The organism is Mycolicibacter arupensis, from assembly GCF_002086515.1.
Lineage (GTDB): Bacteria > Actinomycetota > Actinomycetes > Mycobacteriales > Mycobacteriaceae > Mycobacterium > Mycobacterium arupense.
Window position 1 is genome coordinate 1 of sequence record NZ_MVHH01000034.1, and the last position, 22,161, is coordinate 22,161.

General features: G+C 68.8%; 19 protein-coding genes and 2 pseudogenes. 10 read left to right on the plus strand and 11 right to left on the minus strand.

Translation table 11 applies throughout. The features are described 5' to 3' along the window. The 4 genes and pseudogenes from BST15_RS22145 to BST15_RS14915 all read right to left on the minus strand — a co-directional run. Window positions 1-1,354 (minus strand): annotated as a pseudogene (locus tag BST15_RS22145) (PGRS repeat-containing protein); the annotation flags it as partial. 423 nt (window positions 1,355-1,777) lie between these two features. Then, window positions 1,778-2,509 (minus strand): adenosylcobinamide-GDP ribazoletransferase, encoded by a 732-nt coding sequence (locus tag BST15_RS14905; RefSeq protein ID WP_046191421.1) that lies wholly within the window; start codon window positions 2,507-2,509, stop codon window positions 1,778-1,780. Beyond that, a complete protein-coding gene (gene cobT / locus BST15_RS14910; protein ID WP_046191422.1) occupies window positions 2,506-3,561 on the minus strand; it encodes a nicotinate-nucleotide--dimethylbenzimidazole phosphoribosyltransferase in 1,056 nt (351 codons plus the stop codon). Before cobT ends, BST15_RS14905 begins: the two co-directional genes overlap by 4 nt. A 23-nt stretch (window positions 3,562-3,584) precedes the next feature. Next, window positions 3,585-4,262 (minus strand): DUF3043 domain-containing protein, encoded by a 678-nt coding sequence (locus BST15_RS14915; RefSeq protein WP_046191423.1) that lies wholly within the window; start codon window positions 4,260-4,262, stop codon window positions 3,585-3,587. Between the two features lie 69 nt (window positions 4,263-4,331). On the opposite strand from BST15_RS14915, the gene BST15_RS14920 reads away from it, so the two are divergent. The 3 genes from BST15_RS14920 (at window position 4,332) to BST15_RS14930 (ending at window position 7,021) form a co-directional block, all read left to right on the plus strand. Continuing rightward, on the plus strand, window positions 4,332-5,471 hold the full coding sequence (locus BST15_RS14920; RefSeq protein ID WP_046686414.1) for a glycerate kinase family protein: 1,140 nt from the start codon (window positions 4,332-4,334) through the stop codon (window positions 5,469-5,471). Window positions 5,472-5,567: 96 nt separating this feature from the next. Next, a complete protein-coding gene (locus BST15_RS14925) occupies window positions 5,568-5,924 on the plus strand; it encodes a HesB/IscA family protein (RefSeq protein WP_024440524.1) in 357 nt (118 codons plus the stop codon). Window positions 5,925-6,046: 122 nt separating this feature from the next. Continuing rightward, on the plus strand, window positions 6,047-7,021 hold the full coding sequence (locus BST15_RS14930) for a carbohydrate kinase family protein (protein WP_046190897.1): 975 nt from the start codon (window positions 6,047-6,049) through the stop codon (window positions 7,019-7,021). Window positions 7,022-7,087: 66 nt separating this feature from the next. On the opposite strand, the gene asnB is transcribed toward BST15_RS14930, so the two are convergent. After that, window positions 7,088-9,058, minus strand: coding sequence for an asparagine synthase (glutamine-hydrolyzing) (asnB, locus tag BST15_RS14935; RefSeq protein ID WP_046190905.1), 1,971 nt, complete (start codon window positions 9,056-9,058; stop codon window positions 7,088-7,090). Window positions 9,059-9,241: 183 nt separating this feature from the next. On the opposite strand from asnB, the gene ctaC reads away from it, so the two are divergent. The 4 genes from ctaC to BST15_RS14955 all read left to right on the plus strand — a co-directional run bounded on the left by ctaC (window position 9,242) and on the right by BST15_RS14955 (window position 12,404). Then, window positions 9,242-10,321 (plus strand): aa3-type cytochrome oxidase subunit II, encoded by a 1,080-nt coding sequence (gene ctaC / locus BST15_RS14940; RefSeq protein ID WP_046190898.1) that lies wholly within the window; start codon window positions 9,242-9,244, stop codon window positions 10,319-10,321. A gap of 12 nt (window positions 10,322-10,333) precedes the next feature. Then, complete coding sequence (locus BST15_RS14945; protein ID WP_046190899.1) at window positions 10,334-10,753, plus strand: cytochrome c oxidase subunit 4; 420 nt, start codon at window positions 10,334-10,336, stop codon at window positions 10,751-10,753. A gap of 134 nt (window positions 10,754-10,887) precedes the next feature. Next, entirely contained in the window at window positions 10,888-11,775 is an 888-nt protein-coding gene (locus BST15_RS14950) for an MmpS family transport accessory protein (protein ID WP_046190900.1), read from the plus strand. Next, on the plus strand, window positions 11,772-12,404 hold the full coding sequence (locus BST15_RS14955; protein ID WP_370759847.1) for a DUF2561 family protein: 633 nt from the start codon (window positions 11,772-11,774) through the stop codon (window positions 12,402-12,404). The genes BST15_RS14950 and BST15_RS14955 overlap by 4 nt, the downstream gene beginning before the upstream one ends. An 18-nt stretch (window positions 12,405-12,422) precedes the next feature. Here BST15_RS14955 and BST15_RS14960 read toward each other — a convergent pair whose 3' ends face one another. The 5 genes from BST15_RS14960 to ctaE all read right to left on the minus strand — a co-directional run bounded on the left by BST15_RS14960 (window position 12,423) and on the right by ctaE (window position 17,448). Continuing rightward, window positions 12,423-13,070, minus strand: coding sequence for a pyridoxine/pyridoxamine 5'-phosphate oxidase (locus BST15_RS14960; RefSeq protein ID WP_272937516.1), 648 nt, complete (start codon window positions 13,068-13,070; stop codon window positions 12,423-12,425). Window positions 13,071-13,176: 106 nt separating this feature from the next. Next, complete coding sequence (gene qcrB, locus BST15_RS14965; protein WP_046190902.1) at window positions 13,177-14,802, minus strand: cytochrome bc1 complex cytochrome b subunit; 1,626 nt, start codon at window positions 14,800-14,802, stop codon at window positions 13,177-13,179. Next, window positions 14,799-15,968 (minus strand): cytochrome bc1 complex Rieske iron-sulfur subunit, encoded by a 1,170-nt coding sequence (qcrA, locus tag BST15_RS14970; RefSeq protein WP_046190903.1) that lies wholly within the window; start codon window positions 15,966-15,968, stop codon window positions 14,799-14,801. The genes qcrB and qcrA overlap by 4 nt, the downstream gene beginning before the upstream one ends. Then, a complete protein-coding gene (gene qcrC, locus BST15_RS14975) occupies window positions 15,965-16,840 on the minus strand; it encodes a cytochrome bc1 complex diheme cytochrome c subunit (protein ID WP_083071034.1) in 876 nt (291 codons plus the stop codon). Before qcrC ends, qcrA begins: the two co-directional genes overlap by 4 nt. Beyond that, on the minus strand, window positions 16,837-17,448 hold the full coding sequence (ctaE, locus tag BST15_RS14980; RefSeq protein ID WP_046190904.1) for an aa3-type cytochrome oxidase subunit III: 612 nt from the start codon (window positions 17,446-17,448) through the stop codon (window positions 16,837-16,839). The genes qcrC and ctaE overlap by 4 nt, the downstream gene beginning before the upstream one ends. 175 nt (window positions 17,449-17,623) lie before the next feature. On the opposite strand from ctaE, the gene trpD reads away from it, so the two are divergent. Beyond that, window positions 17,624-18,667: an anthranilate phosphoribosyltransferase gene (trpD, locus tag BST15_RS22405; RefSeq protein ID WP_046190908.1), complete on the plus strand. Its 1,044-nt coding sequence runs from the start codon at window positions 17,624-17,626 to the stop codon at window positions 18,665-18,667. Here the strand turns inward: trpD and BST15_RS14990 are convergent. Beyond that, window positions 18,605-20,593 (minus strand): annotated as a pseudogene (locus BST15_RS14990) (DEDD exonuclease domain-containing protein); the annotation flags it as partial. The gene trpD and the pseudogene BST15_RS14990 overlap by 63 nt on opposite strands. On the opposite strand from BST15_RS14990, the gene BST15_RS14995 reads away from it, so the two are divergent. Continuing rightward, a complete protein-coding gene (locus tag BST15_RS14995; RefSeq protein WP_046190049.1) occupies window positions 20,573-20,839 on the plus strand; it encodes a hypothetical protein in 267 nt (88 codons plus the stop codon). The pseudogene BST15_RS14990 and the gene BST15_RS14995 sit on opposite strands and share 21 nt — an antisense overlap. Before the next feature lie 187 nt (window positions 20,840-21,026). Then, window positions 21,027-22,157, plus strand: a complete 1,131-nt coding sequence (gene ripC, locus BST15_RS15000; RefSeq protein ID WP_046190048.1) for a peptidoglycan hydrolase RipC — start codon at window positions 21,027-21,029, stop codon at window positions 22,155-22,157. Window positions 22,158-22,161: the final 4 nt, after the last annotated feature.

Below are 22,161 nucleotides of genomic sequence, written 5' to 3' on the forward strand. Positions count from 1 at the left end.
CTCCTCCCACTCCGCCGCCGTCAGCGCCGCCGTGACCACCATTGCCGCCGGCCCCGGTGCCGGCGAGTCCGAATCCCGACCAACCGCCGCGGCCACCTACGGCACCGATCGCGCCCCCGCTGCCGTCGCCGCCCGCGCCGCCGTCGCCGCCTGCCCCGCCGATCGCGCCTGCACCGCCACCGCCACCGCCGTTGCCGCGCCCTGCGGTGTGGCCGTCCCCGCTGCCGTTTCCTCCGTCACCGCCTTGACCGCCCGCACCGCCGACCCCGGACAACTTCTCGTAGAGGTTGCTCCCGCCGCTGCCGCCAAACCAGCCCACTCCGCCGTTGCCGCCGTTGCCGGAGGTGGTTCCGCCATTGCCGCCGTTGCCGCCGTTTCCACCAGCTCCGCCGCCGCCGCCCACACCCGTGACAGCGGCACCCCCGTTGCCGCCCAGTCCGCCGTAGCCGCCGTCACCGCCATCGCCGACGGTGCCCGCGGAGCCACCGTTGCCGGCATTGCCGCCGGCTCCTCCGTTGCCGCCGTCACCGAACAGTGCGAGGGTCCTGCCGCCGTCGCCGCCGTACCAGCCGTCGCCGCCCACCGCACCGGCCGCTCCGTTGCCGCCGTCTCCGCCCAGCCCGCCGGCTCCGCCGTTGCCGAACAGCCAGGCCACCGCGGTGCCGCCGTCTCCGCCATAGGCGCCGCTGAACCCGGCGGCCCCGTCGCCGCCGTCTCCGCCGGCGCCACCATGGCCCATGAAGGTGCCACCGTTGCCGCCGTCTCCGCCGTCTCCGGGATAGTCGCCGGAGCCGAAACCGCCGCCGTGTCCTCCGTCTCCGCCGTTGCCGAAGAATCCCGCGTTGCCGCCGCTGCCGCCCCAACCGCCGAATGCGGTGCCGCCGTCGCCGCCGTCACCGAACCACAGTCCGCCGGCGCCGCCCATGGCCTGCTCGTTGGTGCCGCCGTCGATGCCGTCGGCGCCGTTGCCGATCAGCAGCTGGCCATTGCCGAACGCAGTGTTGATCCAGTCGCTGATCGCGATGCCCGAGGGGGTGGCCAGCCAGTCCTGGCCGGCGTCGTGGATCGGGGTGTAGATCCAGGTGTCGAACCACTCCGCCGTGGTCGGGGCGGGGTCGGCGGCGGCCGCTGAGAGCCCGAGGTCCGTCAGGTTGAGGTCGGCGTTGCTGTCGACGCTGAGCCATGACCAGCTCGTCGGATCGAACCAGTCGACGAACCAGTCGAACGGATCGGCCTGGGCCGGTGCGCTGCCTACGGGTCCAAGACCCCATGCCAGGAGGGCGCCGGCGGCGCAGCCCAGGCCCGTCAGTCGGCGTTGGCGGAGAGCTTTTCTGGTGTGCCGACGAACAGGCATGATCCACTCCCAGCGCAAGAATTCCCATCACTGTCAGCGCCGACGTTACGGTCGCCGAAAGGCGGGGCATGCAGTAGTCGACTACTGCACTTGCCGGATCCCACTGCGGCTACGAGGCTGCGGAGAGGGGCGCGTTGGCGGCGCCGGATGAGGTGGCTCGCCGCCGTCGTGGGCTGCTCGCGGCCACTGCTCGAGCCCGCGTTCATCGCGATCGGGGTAGAGGTCATCACCCGTAGGACCGTTGTCCATGGCCTTGCGCGACTCGCGACTTCGCTTGCTGTACCTCTGATGGCGCGCCGTCGACTCCCTCTCCCTGCGGACCAGAAAGTTAATGTCGCTCCATTTTTACAGACCTATCTCCCAGGTATGCATTTGGGGGGAGAAATGTGTACAACGCCGGAGAATGGTTGCCCCGGAGGCGCTTTAGAAGGCCGCCATCGACACAGCCGCCAGCGTTGTCGTCCACTCGATGACCGCCCCCAGCACATCGCCAGTGACTCCACCGAGTCGGCGCACGCAGCGTCTGAGCAGGACAAGGCCGCCCACCAAGGCCACCGCGACGGCCACCGGCCCGTGCCACGGCGCCGCACCGGTGGGCACCGACGCCGCCACCAGGACCAACACCCACGCGACAGCAACCGCCAGCGGCTGAGTTCCGGCCACCGTGGCCCCCAACATGCTGCCCTCGGCGGCGGGCACCGAGCGGCGACAGGCCAGCACGGCGGCCACCCGGCCCGCGCACACCGCGACCACCAGCTGCCCGGCGTTCAGCAGCGGAAAGGTCGTCGCCTGCAGCCCCATCACCAGCACCACGGCGACCACACCGAACGGGCCCGTTGAGCCCTCGCGCATCACTTGGAGCGCCCGGGGAGCGGGCCGGTAACACCCGAGACCGTCGGCCGTATCGGCGACCCCGTCGATATGTAGACCGCGGGTCGCCGCCAGCAGGGCCGCCACGGCCAGCAGCCCCGAAACCGGACTGCCCGGGCCGAATGCCGCCCCGCCTGCCCACACCACAGCAGCGGCGAGCCCGCCCAGACCGGCGCCGACCAGCGGAAGTGTCGTCAGCGCACCGCGTCCCGGCGGCCCGGCGAACCCACTGGGCAGCCGCAGGGCGGTTCCGAACGCCACCGCGGCGGCCAGCGACCGGATCACCCGCCGGCCTCACCGGTGGGACCCGACACCCCCGCCTCGGCGAAGGTGGACATCGACGACAGCGCCGCCACGGCCGCGTGCAGCACCGGCAGCGCCACGGCGGCCCCGGTGCCCTCACCCAAGCGCATCTGCAGGTCGAGAATCGGCTCCAGTCCCAGCGCGGCGCAGGCCAGCGCGTGCGCCGGCTCCGGCGAGCGGTGACCGGCCTGCCACCAGGCCCGGGCCCCGGGTGCCAACCGGTCGGCCACCAGGGCAGCAGCCGTCGAGGCCAGGCCGTCGAGCAGCACCGGCGTACGCCGCACCGCGGCCTGGGCGCAGAAACCCGCCAGCGCCGCCAGGTCTGCTCCGCCGCAGCAGCGCAGCAGCGCGAACGGATCGGCGTGGTGCGGACGCGACCGGAACAGTGCGTCGCGCACCGCCGCGGCCTTGCGCGCCCAGCCGCTGTCGTCGATCCCCGTCCCGTGACCCACCACATCGGTGGGCTCTGCGCCGGTCAGCGCCGCGGTCACCGTGGCAGCGACGGTGGTGTTTCCGATCCCCATATCGCCGGGGATGAGCAGATCCGCCCCGCCGTCGACTTCCTCGTCGGCGATACGCCGGCCTGCCTCGACTGCGGCGTTGGTCTCTTCAGCGGTCAGGGCGTCTTCGCGCGTAATGTCACCGCTGCCGCGGCGCACCTTGTAGGCGCCCAGCGCGCCCCCGGGCAGATCCGAAGCGACAGCCATGTCCACCACCCGCACCGTGGCCCCGCCGATGGCAGCCAGTGCGTTGATCGCGGCGCCGCCGCTGTCTATGTTGGCGACCATCTGCGCGGTGACCTCCGCCGGATAGGCCGACACCCGTCCCCGGGTCACGCCGTGATCTCCGGCGAACACCACGATCCGGACGCGCTCGAATGGCTTGGGCGGGCAGAGGCCTTGGCAGGATGCGGCCCACACCGACAGGGCCTCCAACCGGCCCAGTGAACCCGCTGGCTTGGTCAGACAGTTCTGCCGGTCGCGGGCGGCGGCCGCGGCGGTTGGATCGGGCGGGCGGACCGAAGGAAAATCCATCGCTGGTGGCGAAGTGCGCGAACTCAGCCGAGCTGCTCGCCGCGCCGCACCTGCGGGCGCGGTGCCCGCATGCGCCGCAGTGTCGACGCCCGGCTGGCGGCGTAGAGCCCCAACTTCCACCGGCTCTCGACGTTCTCGGGGAACTTGGCATCGACCATCCGGCCCACCTTGCGGGCCACCAGCACACCATCGACGGCCATCGCGACCATCAGCAGCATCATGGCCGGGGAGAGGTAGTACTGGATCTGCGGGGCCGCCATCATGATGAACATCAGGCCCAGTGCCACCGGCATGAACAGGCCCAGCAGGTTATGGCGGGCATCGACGATGTCGCGGACGTACCGGCGCACCGGGCCTCGGTCGCGTTCCAGCAGGGCCGACTCGTCGCCGGCCAGCATCCGTTCCCGGCGGTCGGACATGCGCTCCCGACGCTCCGCCTTGGCGGCTCGACGCTCTTCTTTGGACAGCTTCGGGCCGGCCAGCGACTTGCGTCGGGCCCGGGCTTCCGCGGAAGTCATCGGGGCTGGTGCCACCGGGCCGCGCCGCTTGGCCGCGGCGTTGCGTTTGGGGGTGGGACGGCCTTTGGGGGCGGTGCCGCCTGAACGAGCGGACGCCGCGGATTCGGTGCCGTCGACAGCGACGGCGGAGACCACGGACTCAGCGGACTGAGACTCGTCTTTTCTGCGCCCCGGCAACTTCACGCCCGCCAGATTACTTGCCCGGCCCGCCCGGCCTGCGCTGCCGTCCGCGCGCCTCGATACCCTGCAGGTATGGCCGTTGACCCGGGTGCCGCAGGTTCGGCCGGTCCAGGGCCGCGGGCGCTTCGGGTGCTGATCGCACCGGACTGCTTCGGCGAGAGCCTGACCGCGGTGCAGGCCGCCGCGGCGATCTCGACCGGCTGGCACCGCAGCCGACCCCACGACCGGCTGACGATCGCACCGCAGTCTGACGGCGGCCCGGGGTTCGTCGCGGTGCTGGCCGCCGAACTGGGCACCGTGGTGTGCTCGCGGGTCAGCGGACCTCTTGAAGAAGAGGTGGACGCCGAGTGGGTGTGGGACGACACCTGCAAGACGGCCTATCTGGAGTGTGCGCAGGCGTGCGGTCTGGGGCTGCTCGGCCAAGCGCCCTCGCCTCAGACGGCGCTACTGGCCCACAGCGCCGGAGTGGGTCAACTGGTGGCCGCGGCGTTGGACGCCGGGGCGCAACGGATCGTCATTGGCCTGGGGGGCAGTTCCTGTACCGACGGGGGCCGCGGCATGGTCGATGTTCTGGGCGGGCTGGCCACCGCACGGCGGCGGCTCGCGGGTATCGAACTGATCGCCGCCTGCGACGTCGAGCACCCGCTGCTGGGTCCGTGGGGCTCAGCCCGGGTATTCGGGCCGCAGAAGGGCGCCGACGCGGCCACCGTGGCCGTTCTTGAAAGCCGTCTGGCCGCCTGGGCGAGCGAGCTCGACGCCGCCGCGGGGTGGGCCGTCAGTGCCGCCTCGGGGGCCGGGGCAGCAGGCGGGATCGGCGCGGCGGTGCTGGCCCTGGGTGGGTCTGTTGAGTCCGGCGCGCAGATCGTGGCGGGCCACACCGGGCTGCAGGAGGCGCTCGCCGACGCCGACGTCCTGGTGACCGGAGAGGGCCGATTCGATCAGCAGTCGCTGCACGGAAAGGTGATCGGATCCCTCGCCGCCGCGGCCCGGGCCCGCGACATTCCGTTGCTGGTGTTCGCCGGGCAGATCGACCTGGACGAGCCGGCCGTGCGGGCGGCCGGGGTGCTGGCCGCGCGGGCGCTCGCCGATTACGCGGGCTCGGTGCGGCTGGCGCTGATCGATGCCGCCAACCAGCTGATCGGCCTCAGCGGCGTCACGGCGTCACAGCTCAGTGGTCGCCCCCCGGAGACGCCCGATTCGCCGCGTCGGTAGGGAACATGTTGGTGCGGGGTATCGTTGTTGCGGTGGGTCGGAATGCCACGCAGCGTGGCGGGCTCACCCCATAATCAACCGCAATAGGGAGACGCAATGACTGTTCAGGATCAGTCGACCACCGAGTCTCACGGCGTGGTCTTGACCGATGAAGCCGCGGCCAAGGTCAAGGCGCTGCTGGAACAAGAAGGCCGTGACGACCTGACCCTGCGGATCTCGGTCCAGCCGGGTGGCTGCGCCGGCCTGCGTTACAACCTGTTCTTCGACGACCGCAGCCTCGACGGTGACGTGGTGGCGGAGTTCAACGGCGTGACGCTCACCGTCGACCGGATGAGCGCCCCGTACCTGCAGGGCGCCGAGATCGGCTACGCCGACCAGATCGACAAGCAGGGCTTCACCATCGAGAACCCCAACGCCGGCGGCTCATGCTCGTGCGGCGACTCGTTCAACTGAGCGCCTGATCTTCACCGCGACGCTGGGCGCTCCGCGCTGCCCGGCGGTCCGCCGGTGACACCGGACCGCTACCGTGGGTACCCACATCCAGGACCATGGTGACGAAACGAGGGGACAGTTCTGTGACGATTGCGGTGACCGGTTCGATCGCGACCGACCATTTGATGCGCTTTCCGGGTCGGTTCTCTGAGCAGCTGCTGGCCGATCACCTGCAGAAGGTTTCGCTGAGCTTCCTGGTCGATGACCTGGTGGTGCACCGCGGCGGCGTGGCGGGCAATATCGCCTTCGCCATCGGCGTGCTCGGTGGCGACGCCGCGCTGGTCGGGGCCGCCGGAGCCGACTTCGCCGACTACCGGCAGTGGCTGGAGTCCCACGGCGTCAACTGTGACCACGTCCTGACCTCGACGAGCGCGCACACCGCCCGCTTCGTGTGCACCACCGACCAGGACATGGCCCAGATCGCCTCGTTCTACCCGGGTGCCATGTCGGAAGCCCGCAACATCTCGCTGGCCAAGCTGGTCGAGGCCGCCGGCAAGCCGGAGCTGGTGATCGTCGGCGCCAACGACCCCGAGGCGATGTTCTTGCACACCGAGGAATGCCGCAAGCTCGGTCTGGCGTTCGCCGCCGACCCGTCGCAGCAGCTGGCGCGGCTGACCGGTGAGGAGATCCGCAAACTCATCGACGGTGCCACCTACCTGTTCACCAACGACTACGAGTGGGACCTGCTGCTGTCCAAGACCGGCTGGACCGAAGACGAGGTCGCCAAGCAGGTCGGGCTGCGGGTGACCACGCTGGGCGGCGACGGTGTGGACATCGTCTCCCCGGACGGCACCCGGATTCACGTCGACGTGGTGCCGGAGAAGTCCCAGACCGACCCGACCGGTGTCGGTGACGCCTTCCGCGCCGGCTTCCTCACCGGCCGCAGCGCCGGCCTGAGCCTGGAGCGTTCAGCTCAGCTCGGCTCCCTGGTGGCCGTGCTGGTGCTGGAGTCCACCGGAACTCAGGAATGGGTGTGGGACCGTGACGCCGCGGTGAGCCGTCTGGCTGACGCCTACGGTGAGGACGCCGCGGCCGAGATCGGCGCCGCGCTCAAGTAACCTGCCGAGCAGACAGCGAATCGCACTGCGGGATTCCCGCAGTGCGATTCTCTGTCTGTTGGCCTGTTAAAGCCGCACCGGGTAGTTGGGCTCCTTGATGGCGGGCACCACGCTGTGCTCGATGAAGATCGCGTGCCACAGCATGAAGATCAGCACCGTCCAGAGCCGACGACTGTGATCGGCCATGCCGGTCCGATGCTCGTCGAGCATCGTGCGCACCGCAGCCACATCGATCAGGTGACCCGCGCCGGTGGTATCCACCATCTCGTACGCCCACTCCACCAGCTCGCCTGCGCGCAACCAATGCCGCAACGGCACTGGGAAGCCGAGCTTGGGCCGATGCAATACATGCGCGGGAATGATCGGCTCCAGCGCGCGGCGCAGCGCGTACTTGGTCGTGGTGCGGGTGATCTTGGCCGACACCGGAAGGCGCGAGGCCACGGCGAACACCTCGGGATCAAGGAACGGCACCCGCAGCTCCAGTGAATTGGCCATCGTCATCTTGTCGGCCTTGACCAAGATGTCGCCCCGCAGCCAGGTGAACAGGTCGAGGTGCTGCATCCGGGCCACCGGATCCCAGCCGGCCGACTCCGCATACAGCGCAGCGGTGACATCGGTGTGCGTCCAGTCGGGGGAGAAGCCGGGCAGCACCGCCCGCAGTTGCTCATCGGAGAAGCTGCGCGCGTTGCCGTAGTAGCGCTCCTGCAACGTCAGCGAACCGCGGTGCAACAGGCTCTTGCCGCGCATGCCCTCGGGCAACGGCCGAGCCGCCTTGCCCAGTGACCGGCGCAGGGGCGCCGGCAGGTAATCGAACGGGCGCAGCGACAGCGGCTCGCGGTAGATCGTGTAGCCGCCGAACAACTCGTCGGCGCCTTCGCCCGACAGCACCACCTTGACGTGCTTGCGGGCCTCTGCGGCGATGAAGTACAGCGGCACCAGCGCCGGGTCGGCGACCGGGTCGTCGAGGTACCACACGATCTCCGGAAGTGCGGCGACGAACTCGGCCGGGCTGACCACCTTGACCACGTGCCGGGCCCCGATCGCCTCGGCGGACGCGGCGGCGACGTCCACCTCGGAGAAGCCCTCCCGCTCGAACCCGGTGGTGAAGGTGATCAGCTTGGGGTTATGGCGCATCGCCAGCGCGGCGATAGCGGTGGAGTCGATGCCGCCGGACAAGAACGCCCCGACGGTGACATCGGCTCGCATGTGCTTGGCGACCGAATCCTCCAGCACCGCGGTGATCTCGTCGTACCGCGCCTGCTCGGTGTCGCGGGTGATCGGGGTGGCGTCGAACCGCGGCCGGAAGTACCGGGTGGTCTCGGGAATACCGCCGGGCCGAATGCGGGCGTAACAGCCCGATTCCAGCCGCCGTACGCCGCGATGCAGCGTCTCGGGCTCGGGCACGTACTGCAGCACCGTGTAGTGCTGGACGGCGCGCGGGTCGATGCCTGAAGCTCCGGCGTCGAAGCCCACCACCTCAGCCAGGTCCAGCAGGCACTTCTTCTCGCTGCCGACCACGGTGCCGCCCGGACCGGAGGCCATGAACAGCGGTTTGATGCCGAACGGGTCGCGGGCGCAGAACAGCTCCCCGGCGACGGTGTCCCACACCGCAAAGGCGAACATCCCGCGCAGCCGCGTCAACACGTCGACGCCCCAGTAGTGGTAGCCCGCGACGATCGCCTCGCCGTCGCCGTCGGTCGCAAACAGCGCACCGTGCTCGGCGGCAAGCTCGGCCCGCAGCTCCAGGTAGTTGTAGATCTCGCCGTTGAACACCAGTTCGTAGCGGTCCGGGGCCTCCGGTGGGCCCCACCGCATGGGCTGGTGGGCATGGGCGATGTCGATAAACGACAGCCGGTTGAAGCCGAAGACCACGCGATCGCCGGCCCAGATACCGCCTGGCTCGTCGGGTCCGCGGTGACGCATCAGGTGAGTCGCACGCGATACCGCGCCGGCGACTGTCTCCATATCCGCGGCCGACCGCGGACGGGCGGTGTCGGTGCCGGCCGGGGCACACACGAAAGCCAGCAGTCCACACATCGGGTCCCAGTATGCCGCACCGGTATCGGCCCGTGCCTGCACAGGGCCGGTGCGTACGGGGGAGTCCGATGTTGTGGTCAACACATCGCGGCCGCCAACCGGCAGGTACGTCGAACCTTGATCACGCGGGTGGTCTACGCTGCGTAGTATTCGACTGCTCCGCCGGGTCAGTCGGCCCGTTCTGTGACTCGAGGAGGCACCAACGTGACACGTCGCGGGCAGGGCGTTGCACATCGCCGTCTGCTTCGACCGCTTACCGCGGTCAGCGTGCTCGGACTGCTGGCGGTGACGCTCAGCGGTTGCAGCGTCGACTGGACCGACATCGTCGGTTTCGGCTGGCCCAAGGGCATCACGCCCGAGGCCGAGGCCAACTACCAGCTGTGGATCGGCATGGTGATCGCTTCGGTGGTGATCGGCGGGCTCGTCTGGGGAATGATCTTCTGGACGATGATCTTCCACCGCAAGAAGGCCACCGACACCGAGTTGCCGCGCCAGTTCGGCTACAACATGCCGCTGGAACTGGGACTCACCGTCCTGCCGTTCCTGGCCGTCGCGGTGATCTTCTACTTCACGGTCGTGGTCCAGGAGAAGATGCTGCACCACGAGCCGGACCCCGAGGTGGTCGTTGACGTCACCGCGTTCCAGTGGAACTGGAAGTTCGGCTACCAGAAGATCGACTTCCACGATCACACCCTGAGCTACGACGGCGTCGACCAGGTGCGCAAGGAAGCGATGACCTCCAAGCCCGAGGGCGTCGACGCCCACGGCGAGGAGCTGGTCGGCCCCGTCCAGGGTCTGAACACCGAGGACCGCACCTACCTGAACTTCGACAAGATCGAGACGGTGGGCACCACCGGAGAGATCCCGGTGCTGGTCCTGCCGAGCGGTAAGCGCATCGAATTCGTGCTCAACTCCGCCGACGTGATCCACGCCTTCTGGGTTCCCGAGTTCCTGTTCAAGCGTGACGTCATCGCTTGGCCCGAGCGCAACAACCAGGTGAACACCTTCCAGGTCGCCGAGATCACCAAGGAAGGCGCGTTCGTCGGTCACTGCGCTGAGATGTGCGGCACCTACCACGCGATGATGAACTTCGAAGTCCGGGTGGTCTCGCCCAATGACTTCAAGGCCTACATGGATCAGCGCATCGCCGGAAAGACCAATGCCGAGGCGCTCGAGGCGATCAAGCAGGAACCGCTGGCCACCACCACGTTCCCGTTCGAGAGCCGCCGTGGCCTGCTAGCCCCCCAAGCCAGCAACAAGTAGGGACAACCTCCAATGCGCATCGAATCCAGGCTGTTCGAGTTCGTCGCCGTGTTCTTCCTCGCCGTCGGCGTGATCTACGCGGTGATGACCGCTAAGTACGCCACCGGCGGTGTGGAGTGGGCTGGTACCACCGCAATCTTCCTCACGGGCATGATGGCCATGATCGTGGCCACCTTCTTCCGGTTCGTCGCACGCCGGCTGGACACCCGGCCCGAGGATTACGAGGCGGCTGAAGTCAGCGACGGCGCAGGCGAATTGGGCTTCTTCAGCCCGCACAGCTGGTGGCCGATCCTGATCGCCCTGTCCGGTTCGGTGGCCGCCGTCGGAATCGGCTTCTGGCTGCCGTGGCTGATCGCCGCCGGAGTGGTGTTCGTGTTGTCGAGCGTGGCCGGGCTGGTGTTCGAGTACTACGTCGGCGCCGAGAAACACTGACCACATCTGCTCCGCAGCCGCCGTGTCGACCCCGCTTGGGTAGGGTTGCCGATGCACAATGACCATCGGTGGTTGATCTGGGCCGGAGGCGAAGTGGCGCCGCATGCGCGGCTGTTTGAACAGGATAGGCGGGAATGAGCGGGCCGAATCCCCCGGAGGCGGGCTCTGGAGACGAGCACTCCGGCAACGTTCAGCCGAGTTCCGACGCGGCCGCAGGCGGCGACATCCAGCCGATCGACGACGTCGCCGCCGAACCCTCCGCGGCAACGCGGGACAACACCGCCTACTCGCAGGCGTACTCGGCGCCGGAGTCCGAGCAGTTCCTGAGTGCCCCCTACGTTCCGGTGGACCCGCGGCTCTACGACTACGACAGTTACGACGCGCCCGAGGAGTCCGACCCGGACGCCAAGACGCCGCGGTGGCCGTGGGTGGTCGGCGTCACCGTGATCCTGGCCGCCGTCTCCCTGGTGGTGTCGGTGGCTCTGCTCTTCGCCCGTACCGAGACCCGCGATCTGGCCACGCCCGCCACCTCGAGCAGTACCGTCTCGGTGCCGCCGGTGCAGGACGAGTTGCCCCGATCGAGCACCACGACTGCACCACCCCCGCCGGCGCCCCCCAGCTCCACTGAGGAGCCGCCGCCTCCGCCGCCTCCGAGCGAGGAGCCGCCGCCTCCGCCGCCCCCCAGCGAGGAGCCGGCGCCCGAGCCCTCGACCACCACGCAGGAGCCCACCACGACCACCCAGGCGAAGCCACTGCAGGTCACGTATTCGGTCACCGGCACCAAGGCGCCGTTCGACCAGATCACGATCACCTACGTGGATGCTTCCGGGCAGCGCCGGACCCAGCGCAACGCCTACATCCCGTGGTCGTTGACGCTCACCCCGATCTCCCAGTCGGAGATCGGTTCGGTGGAGGCCACCAGCATGTTGCGGCTGAGCAAGCTCAACTGCTCGATCACCAGCAGTGACGGTAGGGTGTTGTTCTCCAACAGCAATGACGCACCGGCGACGAATTGCGGATGACCGGCGGAGAAATGGTAGATCGATTCATTGGGCCGGGACAGTCCCCGGAATTCATCGACCGCATCCTGCTGGGTGTGTGTGCCGCGATCTGGTTGACGTGGCTGGGCATGAGCGTGGCGGCCACCGTGGCGCTGGTGGACCTGGGGCGGGGGTTCCACCAGCCGTCCGAGAGTTCGCACAGCGGCCTGCTCTACATCGTCATCGGGGTGTCCGCACTGGTCATCCTGGGGGCCATCCCGGTGCTGCTGCGGGCACGCCAGCCCAGCCCGCCGCGGCCCCCCGGCTTCCCGCCTCAGGCGCCGGCCAAGCCACTGCGCCAGGACGCCCCGTTGCCGCAACGCGGATTTGACGCGCCGGGTCGGCGGGCGGCCGCCGCACGCCAGACACTGCCGAACCAAGCGCAGGTGGACCGGGTGCTGCTGCGTGGCGCCACGCTGCTTGCCGCCACGGTCGGCGGTGCGTTGACCGCCGTGGCCTTGGCCACCTATCTGATGGCCGTCGGCAAGGACACCGGCTCATGGGTCTGCTACGGACTGGCCGGGGTCACCACCCTCGCCATGCCGGTGATCCCGTGGCTGTACCTGCGCCGGCTCGGTGAGGTCCTGGAACTGCCGTCTCGGTTCGGCTGAGCCACCGGGACGTCGCAGCTAGGGCCACAGCAGCGTGGTCGACCAGCGTCCGCCGTCGCGTTCATAGCGGACCCTGCGGTGCCGGCGCCCGGCGTCGGACTGCCAGAACTCCACGGAATCGGCGCGCACCGCATACGAACCCCATTCGACTGGAACCACGGTGGGGGAGTGTTCTAGCTCCAGATGCGCCTTGGACAGGGCCTCGCTGATCTCTTCCGGATCGGAGTAGGGCTCACTCTGGCGCCCGGTGAGCACCATCGCCCTCGCACCCTCGGAGCGGGCCAGGAAATCTTCTGCGGTCACCTGCGGCGGGTCAGGAATCGCAACTCCGTCGACCCTGACCTGACGGCCCAGCGCGGGCCAGTAAAACGTGAGGGAGACAGCCGGATTGCGGGCCAGATCGGCGCCCTTGCGGCTGGCCGAACTGATCCCGAAGTTCCAGCCGGCGGCATCGACGTCCTTGAGGATCAACACCCGCGCCGAAGGCCGTGGCCCGGCCTCCCCGGCCGCGGCGCCTACGGTCGACAAGGTCATCGCATGGGGCTCGACGATGTCGCACTCCACGGCATGCAGCAGCCACTGGATGAACAGTTCGACGGGATCGTCGGGCACCTGATCTGGATCGAAATCCGGGGCCGCACCAACCAAAACGGGCAGCCCGCGCAACAGAGTGCGCAGGCTGCCCGATGGGCGAAGCAGCGGGTCGCCGTTGTCAGACCTAGGCGATCGCGAGCGCGGCGGAGCCGGGCGAAGCGGGTCGCCGTTGTCAGACCTAGTGGTGTCCGTTGGTGTTCCCGCCTTGGTGCTCGGCCAGGGCCGTCAGCGCACGATGCTCGCTGGCGTGGGCGGCCTCGGTGAGCGCCGCGTCCTCGTCGGCCGGGTCGGGGGTCAAGAAGCTGCCCCGACCGGGGGCACCGCCCGATCCCAACTTGTTCATCTTCTTGGGCAGCGGGGCACCGGCGTACTCCAGCGGGAGGGGGTGGCCATGGTCGTCGACCGGTCCCAGCGGCTGGTGCAGCTCGATGTAAGCACCGTGCGGCAGCCGCTTGATGATGCCGGTCTCGATGCCGTGCTCGAGCACGTCACGGTCGCTGCGCTGCAGTCCGATGCACCACCGGTAGGTGACGAAGAAGACCAGCGGCGGCAGCACCACCATCCCGATACGACCGATCCAGGTGGTCGCATTCAGGGAGATGTGGAACTTCCACGCGATGATGTCGTTCATCGCTGCCAGAGTCAGCACCATGTAGAAGCTGATCGCCATGGCACCGATCGCGGTACGGACCGGAGCGTCCCGGGGACGCTGCAGCAGGTTGTGGTGCGCGTAGTCGCCCGTGAACTTCTTCTCCAGGAACGGGTAGATGATCAGCAGGGCGAAGACCGCGCCCATAGCCAAGGCGACGCCGACGACCGCGGGAATGGTGTGGCCGAAGGGGTAAAACTCCCACGCGGGCCAGAGCCGGGCGAAACCTTCGGTCCACATCATGTAGAAGTCCGGCTGGCTGCCCGCCGACACCTGCGAAGGCCGGTAGGGGCCCAGATTCCAGATCGCGTTGATCTGCAGCAGTCCGCCCATCAGGCCCAGGATTCCGGTGATCATCGCGAAGAACGCACCGGACTTGATCGCGAACACCGGCAGCACCCGCACGCCGACCACGTTGGTCTCGGTACGGCCCGGTCCGGGGAACTGGGTGTGCTTCTGGAACCACACCAGCGCCATGTGCACGCCGATCAGGGCCAAGATGATGCCCGGGATCAGCAGGATGTGCAGTGCATACAGGCGGGGGATCAAGATCGTGCCCGGGAAGTCGCCGCCGAACAGCGCCCAGTGCAGCCAGGTGCCGATCACCGGCATACCCAAGGTGATCGAGGACAGCGCCGCACGCAGGCCGATGCCGGAGAGCAGGTCGTCGGGCAGCGAGTAGCCGAAGTAGCCCTCGAACATGGCCAGGATCAGCAGCAGCGAGCCGATCACCCAGTTCGCCTCACGCGGGCGGCGGAATGCGCCGGTGAAGAAGATGCGGGCCAGGTGCACCATGATCGACGCCGAGAACATCAGCGCGGCCCAGTGGTGCAGCTGACGGACGAAAAGACCGCCGCGGATCTCGAAGGAGATGTCCAGGGCCGACTCGTAGGCACGTGACATCTGCACGCCGTTGAGCGGCTGGTAGACGCCGTGGTAGATCACTTCGGCCATCGACGGGTCGAAGAACAGGGTCAGGTAGACGCCGGACAGCAACAGGATGATGAAGCTGTACAGCGCGATCTCACCGAGCAGGAACGACCAGTGCGTCGGAAAGACCTTGTTGAACTGGCGGCGCAGGGCGGCCGCGGGGTGGTAGCGGGTGTCGATGTCGTCCGCTTGGCGGGCGAGCAGGTCGCCGATTGCAGGGCTCATGAGGTGCGCTCCCAGAAGGCCGGTCCGACAGGTTCGACGAAGTCGCCATTGGCGACCAGATGCCCGTTGGCATCAATGGTGATCGGCAGCTGTGCCAGCGCACGCGCGGCCGGACCGAAGACCGGCTTGGCGTAGGTCAGGGCATCGAACTGCGACTGGTGGCACGGGCACAGGATGCGGTACGTCTGCTGCTCGAACAGCGAGGACGGGCAACCCAGGTGCGAGCAGATCTTCGTGTAGGCGAAAAAGTCGCCGTAGTTGAAGCTCTCCTGGCCCTTGCGCTTGACCACCTTGGCCATGTCATCGGGCCGGATACGGATCAGCATCACCGGGTTGCGGACGCCCATCATGATCTCGGTGAGCTTCTCCTGCGACTCCGGCGTGGTGCCGTCGCCGTCGGACTCCCGCCACGGGAACACCGTCTCCATACCGCCGGCGTCCAGGTCCTCGGGGCGCATCTTGACGAACGGCGAGTTGGTGCTCAGGCCGGTTGAGCGGGCCAGGTAGATGGTCTCGCCGTGGTAGCGCGGAGTCCACCCGGAGGTCCACAATTCGGCCTTCTTGCCCTCGGCGGTCTCAACGACCGGCTTCCAGGGGTTCTTGATGAGGCCGCCGGTGAAGGCCACCAGGGTGCCCAGGCCGAAGGCGCCGAATCCGACGCCCAGGGACGCACCGAGCAGCTTGCGCCGCCCGATGGTCGAGCCTTCGAAGGCATCGGTGAGCTGAGCGCCCACGGTCTTGCGGTCCAGCTCAGAAGAGCTGCCGTCGTGCCGCTCCTGGATGGTGATCTCTTCGGGGATGAACTTCTTGACGAACATCACCGCGCCGACAGCGATACACAACACCGAGAGCCCGAAAGTCAGGCCGTACAGCGGCGTCGCCAGCGAGTAGGCCAGCCCGTCGGGGGACTCCAGCGGCGCGTACTCCCACGGCCAGAACAGGAAGATCAGCAGCAGCGCGAGGCCGAAACCACCGGCTGCCAGGAACCAGGCCGCGACGCGGCGCTCAGCGCGCTTCTCGGCCCGAGTTCCCTCGACCGGCCAGCGGGGCTCCTTGAAGACGGTGTCGACACCGTCGATGCGTCCGCCGAGAGCAAGCAGCTCGTCGGTGGTCATCGTCGCCAATGTGGCGTCGTCCGGGATGTCAGTCTTGTCGTTGCTGCTCATGAGCGTGCCCCGATCCACATTGCCGCGGCGATGGCAGCGACCATGCCGATGATCCAAATCACCATGCCCTCGGGCGCCGGGCCGAAGCCGCCGAGCCCGTAGCCGCCCGGATCACGTTCCTCGGTAACGGATTTCACGTAGGCGATGATGTCTTTCTTCTCTTCCATGGAGAGCTGACGGTCGGAGAAGCGCGGCATGTTCTGCGGCCCGGTCAGCATGGCCGTCAGGATCTGCTGCTCGTTGGGCGGATCCAGATCGGGCGCGTACTTGCCCGAGGACAGGGCGCCGCCCCGGCCGGTGAAGTTGTGGCACGACGCGCAGTTGAGCCGGAAGAGGTCGCCACCGCGGCCCAGGTCGTCGCCGCGCAGCGAAGCCTGCGCGATGCTGCCGTCGGCGTTGCGAACCACGGTGGGGCCGCCGCCGTTGGCCTGGACGTAGGCGCCCAGGGCATCGATCTGGTACTCGTCGAAGATCGGATCCTTGCGGGAAGCCTGCGCTTCGCCGCGCATCGCCGGCATCCGGCCACTGGAGACCTGGAAGTAGACGGCGGCCTCGCCGACGCCCAGCAGGCTGGGTCCGCGGCCGGGCTCACCCTGCAGGTTGGCGCCGTGGCAGGTGATGCACGAGGTGTCGAAGAGCTGCTTGCCGGTACGCAGCAGGGCCGAGTTCGACTCGTCGGCGACGGCGACCTGCGGGGTCGGTGTCAGCAGCGTGGCCATGCCCCCGGCCAGGGCCAGGGCGACCAGCAGCAGCAGTCCGCCGGAGATCCGACGGCGCAGGCGACGGCCGGCGACGGTCTGGTTATTGCCAGGTCGGGCCCACTTCTTCAGTGTCTTCAACCGGACACTCCTGTTCATCGGGCGGTTGCTCATCGGATGAAGTAGATCGTGGCGAACAGGGCGATCCACACGATGTCGACGAAGTGCCAGTAGTAGGACACGACGATCGATGCGGTGGCCTGAGCCGGGGTGAACTTGGTCATCGTGGTCCGCAGCATCAAGAAGATGAAGGCGACCAAACCGCCGATGACGTGCAGACCGTGGAACCCGGTGGTCAGGTAGAACACGGTGCCGTACGCGCTGGACGGAATGGTGGTGCCGTGCTCGACCAGGTGCGAGTACTCATAAGCCTGACCGCAGACGAAGAACAGTCCCATGAGGAAGGTCAGCAGGTACCAGCGGCGCAGCCCGAAGACGTCGCCGCGCTCGGCGGCGAACACACCCATCTGGCAGGTGAACGAGGACGCGATCAGCACCAGCGTCACCGGGACCGCCAGGGCCAGGTTCAACTCGGTTGGTGGTGGCGGCCAAGCGCCTCCGGATTGCGCACGCGCTGTGAAGTACATCGCGAACAGACCGGCAAAGAACATCAACTCACTGGACAGCCACACGATGGTGCCGACGCTGACCATGTTGGGCCGGTTCAGCGAATGCACACGAGAAGTAATGGCAGTACCCGAGGACCCCACAGCGCTCGTCACCCCGCAAGTATGACGCTATGTAGTTGTAGATCTCCACCCGGGGCACACATTTCCTCTTAAGTCTTAGTCGGCTGTGTCGTCACCGCAGTTCCCTGCTGGCTTTGGCGCCCTGGACCCGGCATGCGACGATCGGCGCGTGGTCGAGCCAGGTGGTCAGGCGCAGCCGAAAGCGCAGATGGGGCAGTGGCGTCAGGTACTGGGTGCCTTGACGTCGGGGGCGGATCTGGCGAGGGGTCAGGCGGCCTGGGCGATGGAGCAGATCATGGCCGGTGCCGCGACCTCAGCCCAGATCGCGGCGTTCGGCGTGGCGATGCAGATGAAGGGCCCGACCGCCGCCGAGGTGGGTGAACTGGCCGACGTCATGCTGGCCCACGGCCGCAAAGTCCCCACCGACGCGATCGGTACCGACACCGTCGACGTGGTGGGCACCGGTGGTGACGGGGCGAACACCGTGAACCTCTCCACGATGGCGGCGATCGTGGTGGCTGCCGCCGGTGTTCCGGTGGTCAAACACGGCAATCGGTCTGCGAGCTCGCTGTCCGGGGGCGCCGACACGCTGGAGGCACTGGGAGTGCGCATCGACCTGGGGCCGGAGGACGTGGCGCGCAGCGTCGCCGAGGTCGGCATCGGGTTCTGCTTCGCCCCGCAGTTCCAGCCGTCCTACCGGCACGCCTCGGTGGCGCGTCGAGAAATCGGCGTGCCGACGGTGTTCAACCTGTTGGGGCCGCTGACCAACCCGGCCCGACCGCAGGCCGGGTTGATCGGGTGCGCATTCGGCGAGCTGGCCGAGGTGATGGCCGGCGTCTTCGCGGCGCGGCGCTCGAGCGTGCTGGTGGTACACGGGGACGACGGCCTCGATGAACTCACGACCACCACGACCAGCACGATCTGGCGCGTGCAGGCCGGGACCATCGAGCGGTTGACATTCGACCCGGCCGGTTTCGGATTCGCCCGGGCGGAGGTGAGCGAGTTGCTCGGCGGGGACGCGCAGGCCAACGCTGCGGAGGCGCGTTCGGTGCTCGCGGGCACCAAGGGCGCGGTGCGCGATGCCGTGGTGCTCAACGCCGCCGGCGCCATCGTTGCTCACGCCGGGTTATCCAGCAGCGCTGAGTGGGTGCCGGCGTGGGAGGACGGGTTGGCGCGCGCGGTCGAGGCCATTGACAGTGGCGCGGCCGAACAGTTGCTGGCCCGCTGGGTCCGCTTCGGCGCCCAGCTCTGAGGCCACACGCGCCGACCGGGCCAACGCCGCCCACGACATCCACGGCCCGGCGGACGCCAGGGGAGAAGCCCAGCCACTGTCTTCGGCGGCGGCGGTCGCCGGTGGTGCTACACGCACCAGGCGCACCCCGGGAGCTGCCAGCCAGCGGGCGATCAGCAGGGTCTCCTCGACCAGTGCTCCGGCCAACGGCGCGGGCTCGGGCAGCACAGTCTCGGCCCCCAGCGTGATCGCATCGATGACGGGCATCGGCGGGACACCGCGCGCGGCGCACCCGGCCGCGGCCAGCCGGCCGTGCCGGATCACCGCCAGCTGCCAGCCGCCGGCGCCGTCGGGGGCGGCGGCCACCAGCTCGGGCAAGGCGGCCAGTGCCCGTGCGCGCTGGCTGCGCCACAACACGTCGATGGCGGTCGCGGTCTGGTCGCGTAACCGGGCCGCGCTCTCGTAGTGGCCGCGATCGGCCAGTCGTGTCACCTGCTGAACTGCGCCGCCCAGCGCGCCATTGTCGGAACCGTCGAGCAGTGCCGTGGCCCGTCGGACTGTCCCGGCGTATTCGGGCGCGGTGCTGTCGGCCGCGGCCGGGCAGGGGCCGACTTCCACCGGCGGGCAGGAGTGCCGGGCGGTGCGACTCAATCGCGCGGTGCAGGTTCGGATTCCGGTGAAACGTGCCAGCAGGCCGGCCGTCTCGGCTGCCTCGGCTCGCGAGCGGAACGGACCGATCACGCGGTCGTTCCGGGGCGCCCGCACCACGGTGAATCGGGGAAAGGCCTCGTCGGACAGGGTGATCCACCACCATCGTCGGGGGAATTTCGAACGGCGGTTATAGGGAGGGGCGTGGGCGGCCAACAGGCGCAGTTCGCGTACCCCGGCCTCTAGCGGATGCGCGCACTCGACGTGGTCGACCCGCACGGCCAGCGCCACCATCTCGGCGATGCGCCGCCGGCGTTCGGAACCGTTGAAGTACTGCGCGACCCGGCGGCGCAGATTGGTCGAGGTGCCGATGTAGAGGACTTCGTCGGACGGCCCCCGAAACAGGTAGACCCCCGGGCGGTGCGGCAGTCCGGCCGCCAGGCCGCGCTTGCGGCGCTGCGCCGGTGTCGCGTGCGACAGATAGGCGCGCAGGTCCACGAAGGTGTGCACTCGCTGGTTGCCGAGCCGTTCGAGCAGCGCATGCAGGACATCGACGGTGGCGCGGGCGTCGTCTAGTGCCCGGTGGGTGGGTGTGGTGCTGACCGCGAACAGCCGGGACAGCTCGGCGAGCCGGACGCTGGGTGCCTCGTCGCGGCTGAGCACCCGGCGTGCGAGCCGAACGGTGCACAGCACCGGTGGCCGTGGCCAGGCCAGGTCGCAGCGGCGTGCTGCCGCGGTGAGGAACCCGACGTCGAACCCGGCGTTGTGGGCGACCAGTACCGAGCCAGTTCCGGCTGGGCCGAAGCCGGCGAACTCCAGGAAGGAGGGCAGGACGGCATCGATGGTGGGTGCCTCGTACACCATCGCGGTGGTGATGCCGGTGAGTCGAACGATCTGCGGCGGAATCCCGCGTTGGGGGTTGATCAAGGTGGCGAATTCGCCCTCGACAACTCCACCACGGACTTTGACCGCGCCGATCTCGGTGATGGCATCCGCGGCGTCGTCTCCACTGGGCGAGGCCCGGCCTCCGGTGGTCTCGAGGTCCACCACCACGAACGTGGTGTCGCGCAGGCTGGCCGGGGTGGCGTCGAGGTCGGCATCGAACTGGGCCGCAAGTTGGGGGAAGCTCAGCTGCCGTGCGTCAGAGCCGATGGTCATGGGCGCAACCGTAGGCGGGCGCACCGACAGCTCAGGGGAGACGACGCTACGCCCGCCGGACGGGACCGGGTTGTCGGTGGCCGCAGTTAGCGTGCGGGCAACCGATGGAGAGGAACCGTCATGGGACACATCTCGGGGCATCCGGACGTACCCGGCGCGCGCCGGGCCGAACCAGAGCCGATGGTGATCGACTGCGATGACTGCGCGGTGCGCGGACCGGCGTGCCGGGACTGTGTGGTCAGTGTGCTGCTGGGCGTGCCGAACGAGCTGCTCGAAGATGAACGGGCCGCGCTGGACGTGCTCGCCGAAGCCGGAATGGCACCCCGGCTGAGGTTGGTTCCGATCCGCGGTGAGCGCGGTGCGACACCGCGCTCCGGTGTGGCCTGACCAGGGTCTAATGCCCCGCGAGTGGCCTTAGAGCTTTCACAATTCCGGCTGTTAGTGTGGGCAACTCGTGATGGACAACGGCGTTGCCATTTCGTAACCTATTCGAGACCTTACGTACTAACGGTGGCGGCACTACCCCCGTGCCGCCCTGGGCAGTGTTAAGGATGCAATCTTGGAGTTCGAACGTATGCAGTGGCGTCTGCGTGCTCTGAGGCGCCCCGCCCTCGGTGCCGCGGCGGGCCTTGTGGCCGGTATCACAACTCTGAGCTGTGTTTTGGTCGGAAATGTGCACGCTGACCCCGCGGATGACGCGCTGGCGAAGCTCAGCGAGTTGTCCCGGCAGGCCGAGCAGACCACCGAAGCCATGCACACCGCGCAGCTCAACCTTGAGGAGAAGCTCGCCGCCCAGCAGGCCGCGGACAACGCCCACGCCGCCGACCAGGCGGCACTGGACACGGCCCGGGAACAGCTGACCACCTATCGTGCGGCCGTCAACCGATTCGCCGCCACCACCTATATGGGTGGCCGGGTCGGCGGTGCCGACGCCATCTTGACCGCCGAGTCGCCGCAACAGCTGATCGACAAGCTGGGCGTGCAACGCGTGGTCGCCGGCGACATGTCGGTGCAGCTGGACCGCTTCCGCGTCGCCAACGAGCAGGCCGACCAGGCCGAGCAGGCCTCCGCGAAGTCTGCTGATGACGCCCGCACGGCCGCAGAGCAGGCTGCCGCGGTGCGCGCCGAACTGCAGGCGCGCCAGAGCCGGCTGCAGTTGCAGATTTCGGTGGTCAAGTCCCAGTACTACGCGCTCACCCCCGAGCAGCGCACCGCGATGGCCGGACCGGAAGCCGCACCCGCGCCCGAAGCGGAGCCGGGAGCCCCTGCCCCCGAGGGCGCGCCGCCGGCGCCCGGATTCCCCGGTTTCCCGATGCCATGGGCTGCTGCGCCCTCGCCGATGGATGCAGGGGGCGGCGGAGCCGCCGCGACCGCTGTTCAGGCGGCCCTGACCCAGGTCGGCACCCCGTATGTCTGGGGCGGTGCCGCGCCGGGTGGCTTTGACTGCTCCGGATTGGTGATGTGGGCGTTCCACCAGGCCGGGATCAACCTGCCGCACTCCAGCCAGGCGCAGGCAAACGGTGGGCAAGCGGTGTCGCTGTCGGATCTGCAGCCCGGTGACGTGCTGACCTTCTACTCGGACGCCTCCCATTCCGGCATCTACGTCGGCGACGGCATGATGATCCACTCGTCCACCTACGGTCAGCCGGTCCGGGTGGTGCCGATGAACTCGTCCGGCCCGATCCACAACGCCCGCCGTTACTGAGCGC

Coding starts and splice junctions, on each gene's coding strand:
- qcrA (WP_046190903.1), bottom strand. CDS start 15,968: ATGAGCAGCAACGACAAGACTGACATCCCGGACGACGCCACATTGGCG.
- BST15_RS14925 (WP_024440524.1), top strand. CDS start 5,568: ATGACTGTTCAGGATCAGTCGACCACCGAGTCTCACGGCGTGGTCTTG.
- cobT (WP_046191422.1), bottom strand. CDS start 3,561: ATGGATTTTCCTTCGGTCCGCCCGCCCGATCCAACCGCCGCGGCCGCC.
- BST15_RS14955 (WP_370759847.1), top strand. CDS start 11,772: ATGACCGGCGGAGAAATGGTAGATCGATTCATTGGGCCGGGACAGTCC.
- BST15_RS14945 (WP_046190899.1), top strand. CDS start 10,334: ATGCGCATCGAATCCAGGCTGTTCGAGTTCGTCGCCGTGTTCTTCCTC.
- qcrB (WP_046190902.1), bottom strand. CDS start 14,802: ATGAGCCCTGCAATCGGCGACCTGCTCGCCCGCCAAGCGGACGACATC.
- BST15_RS14950 (WP_046190900.1), top strand. CDS start 10,888: ATGAGCGGGCCGAATCCCCCGGAGGCGGGCTCTGGAGACGAGCACTCC.
- asnB (WP_046190905.1), bottom strand. CDS start 9,058: ATGTGTGGACTGCTGGCTTTCGTGTGTGCCCCGGCCGGCACCGACACC.
- BST15_RS14920 (WP_046686414.1), top strand. CDS start 4,332: ATGGCCGTTGACCCGGGTGCCGCAGGTTCGGCCGGTCCAGGGCCGCGG.
- ripC (WP_046190048.1), top strand. CDS start 21,027: ATGCAGTGGCGTCTGCGTGCTCTGAGGCGCCCCGCCCTCGGTGCCGCG.
- qcrC (WP_083071034.1), bottom strand. CDS start 16,840: ATGAGCAACCGCCCGATGAACAGGAGTGTCCGGTTGAAGACACTGAAG.
- BST15_RS14995 (WP_046190049.1), top strand. CDS start 20,573: ATGGGACACATCTCGGGGCATCCGGACGTACCCGGCGCGCGCCGGGCC.
- trpD (WP_046190908.1), top strand. CDS start 17,624: ATGGGGCAGTGGCGTCAGGTACTGGGTGCCTTGACGTCGGGGGCGGAT.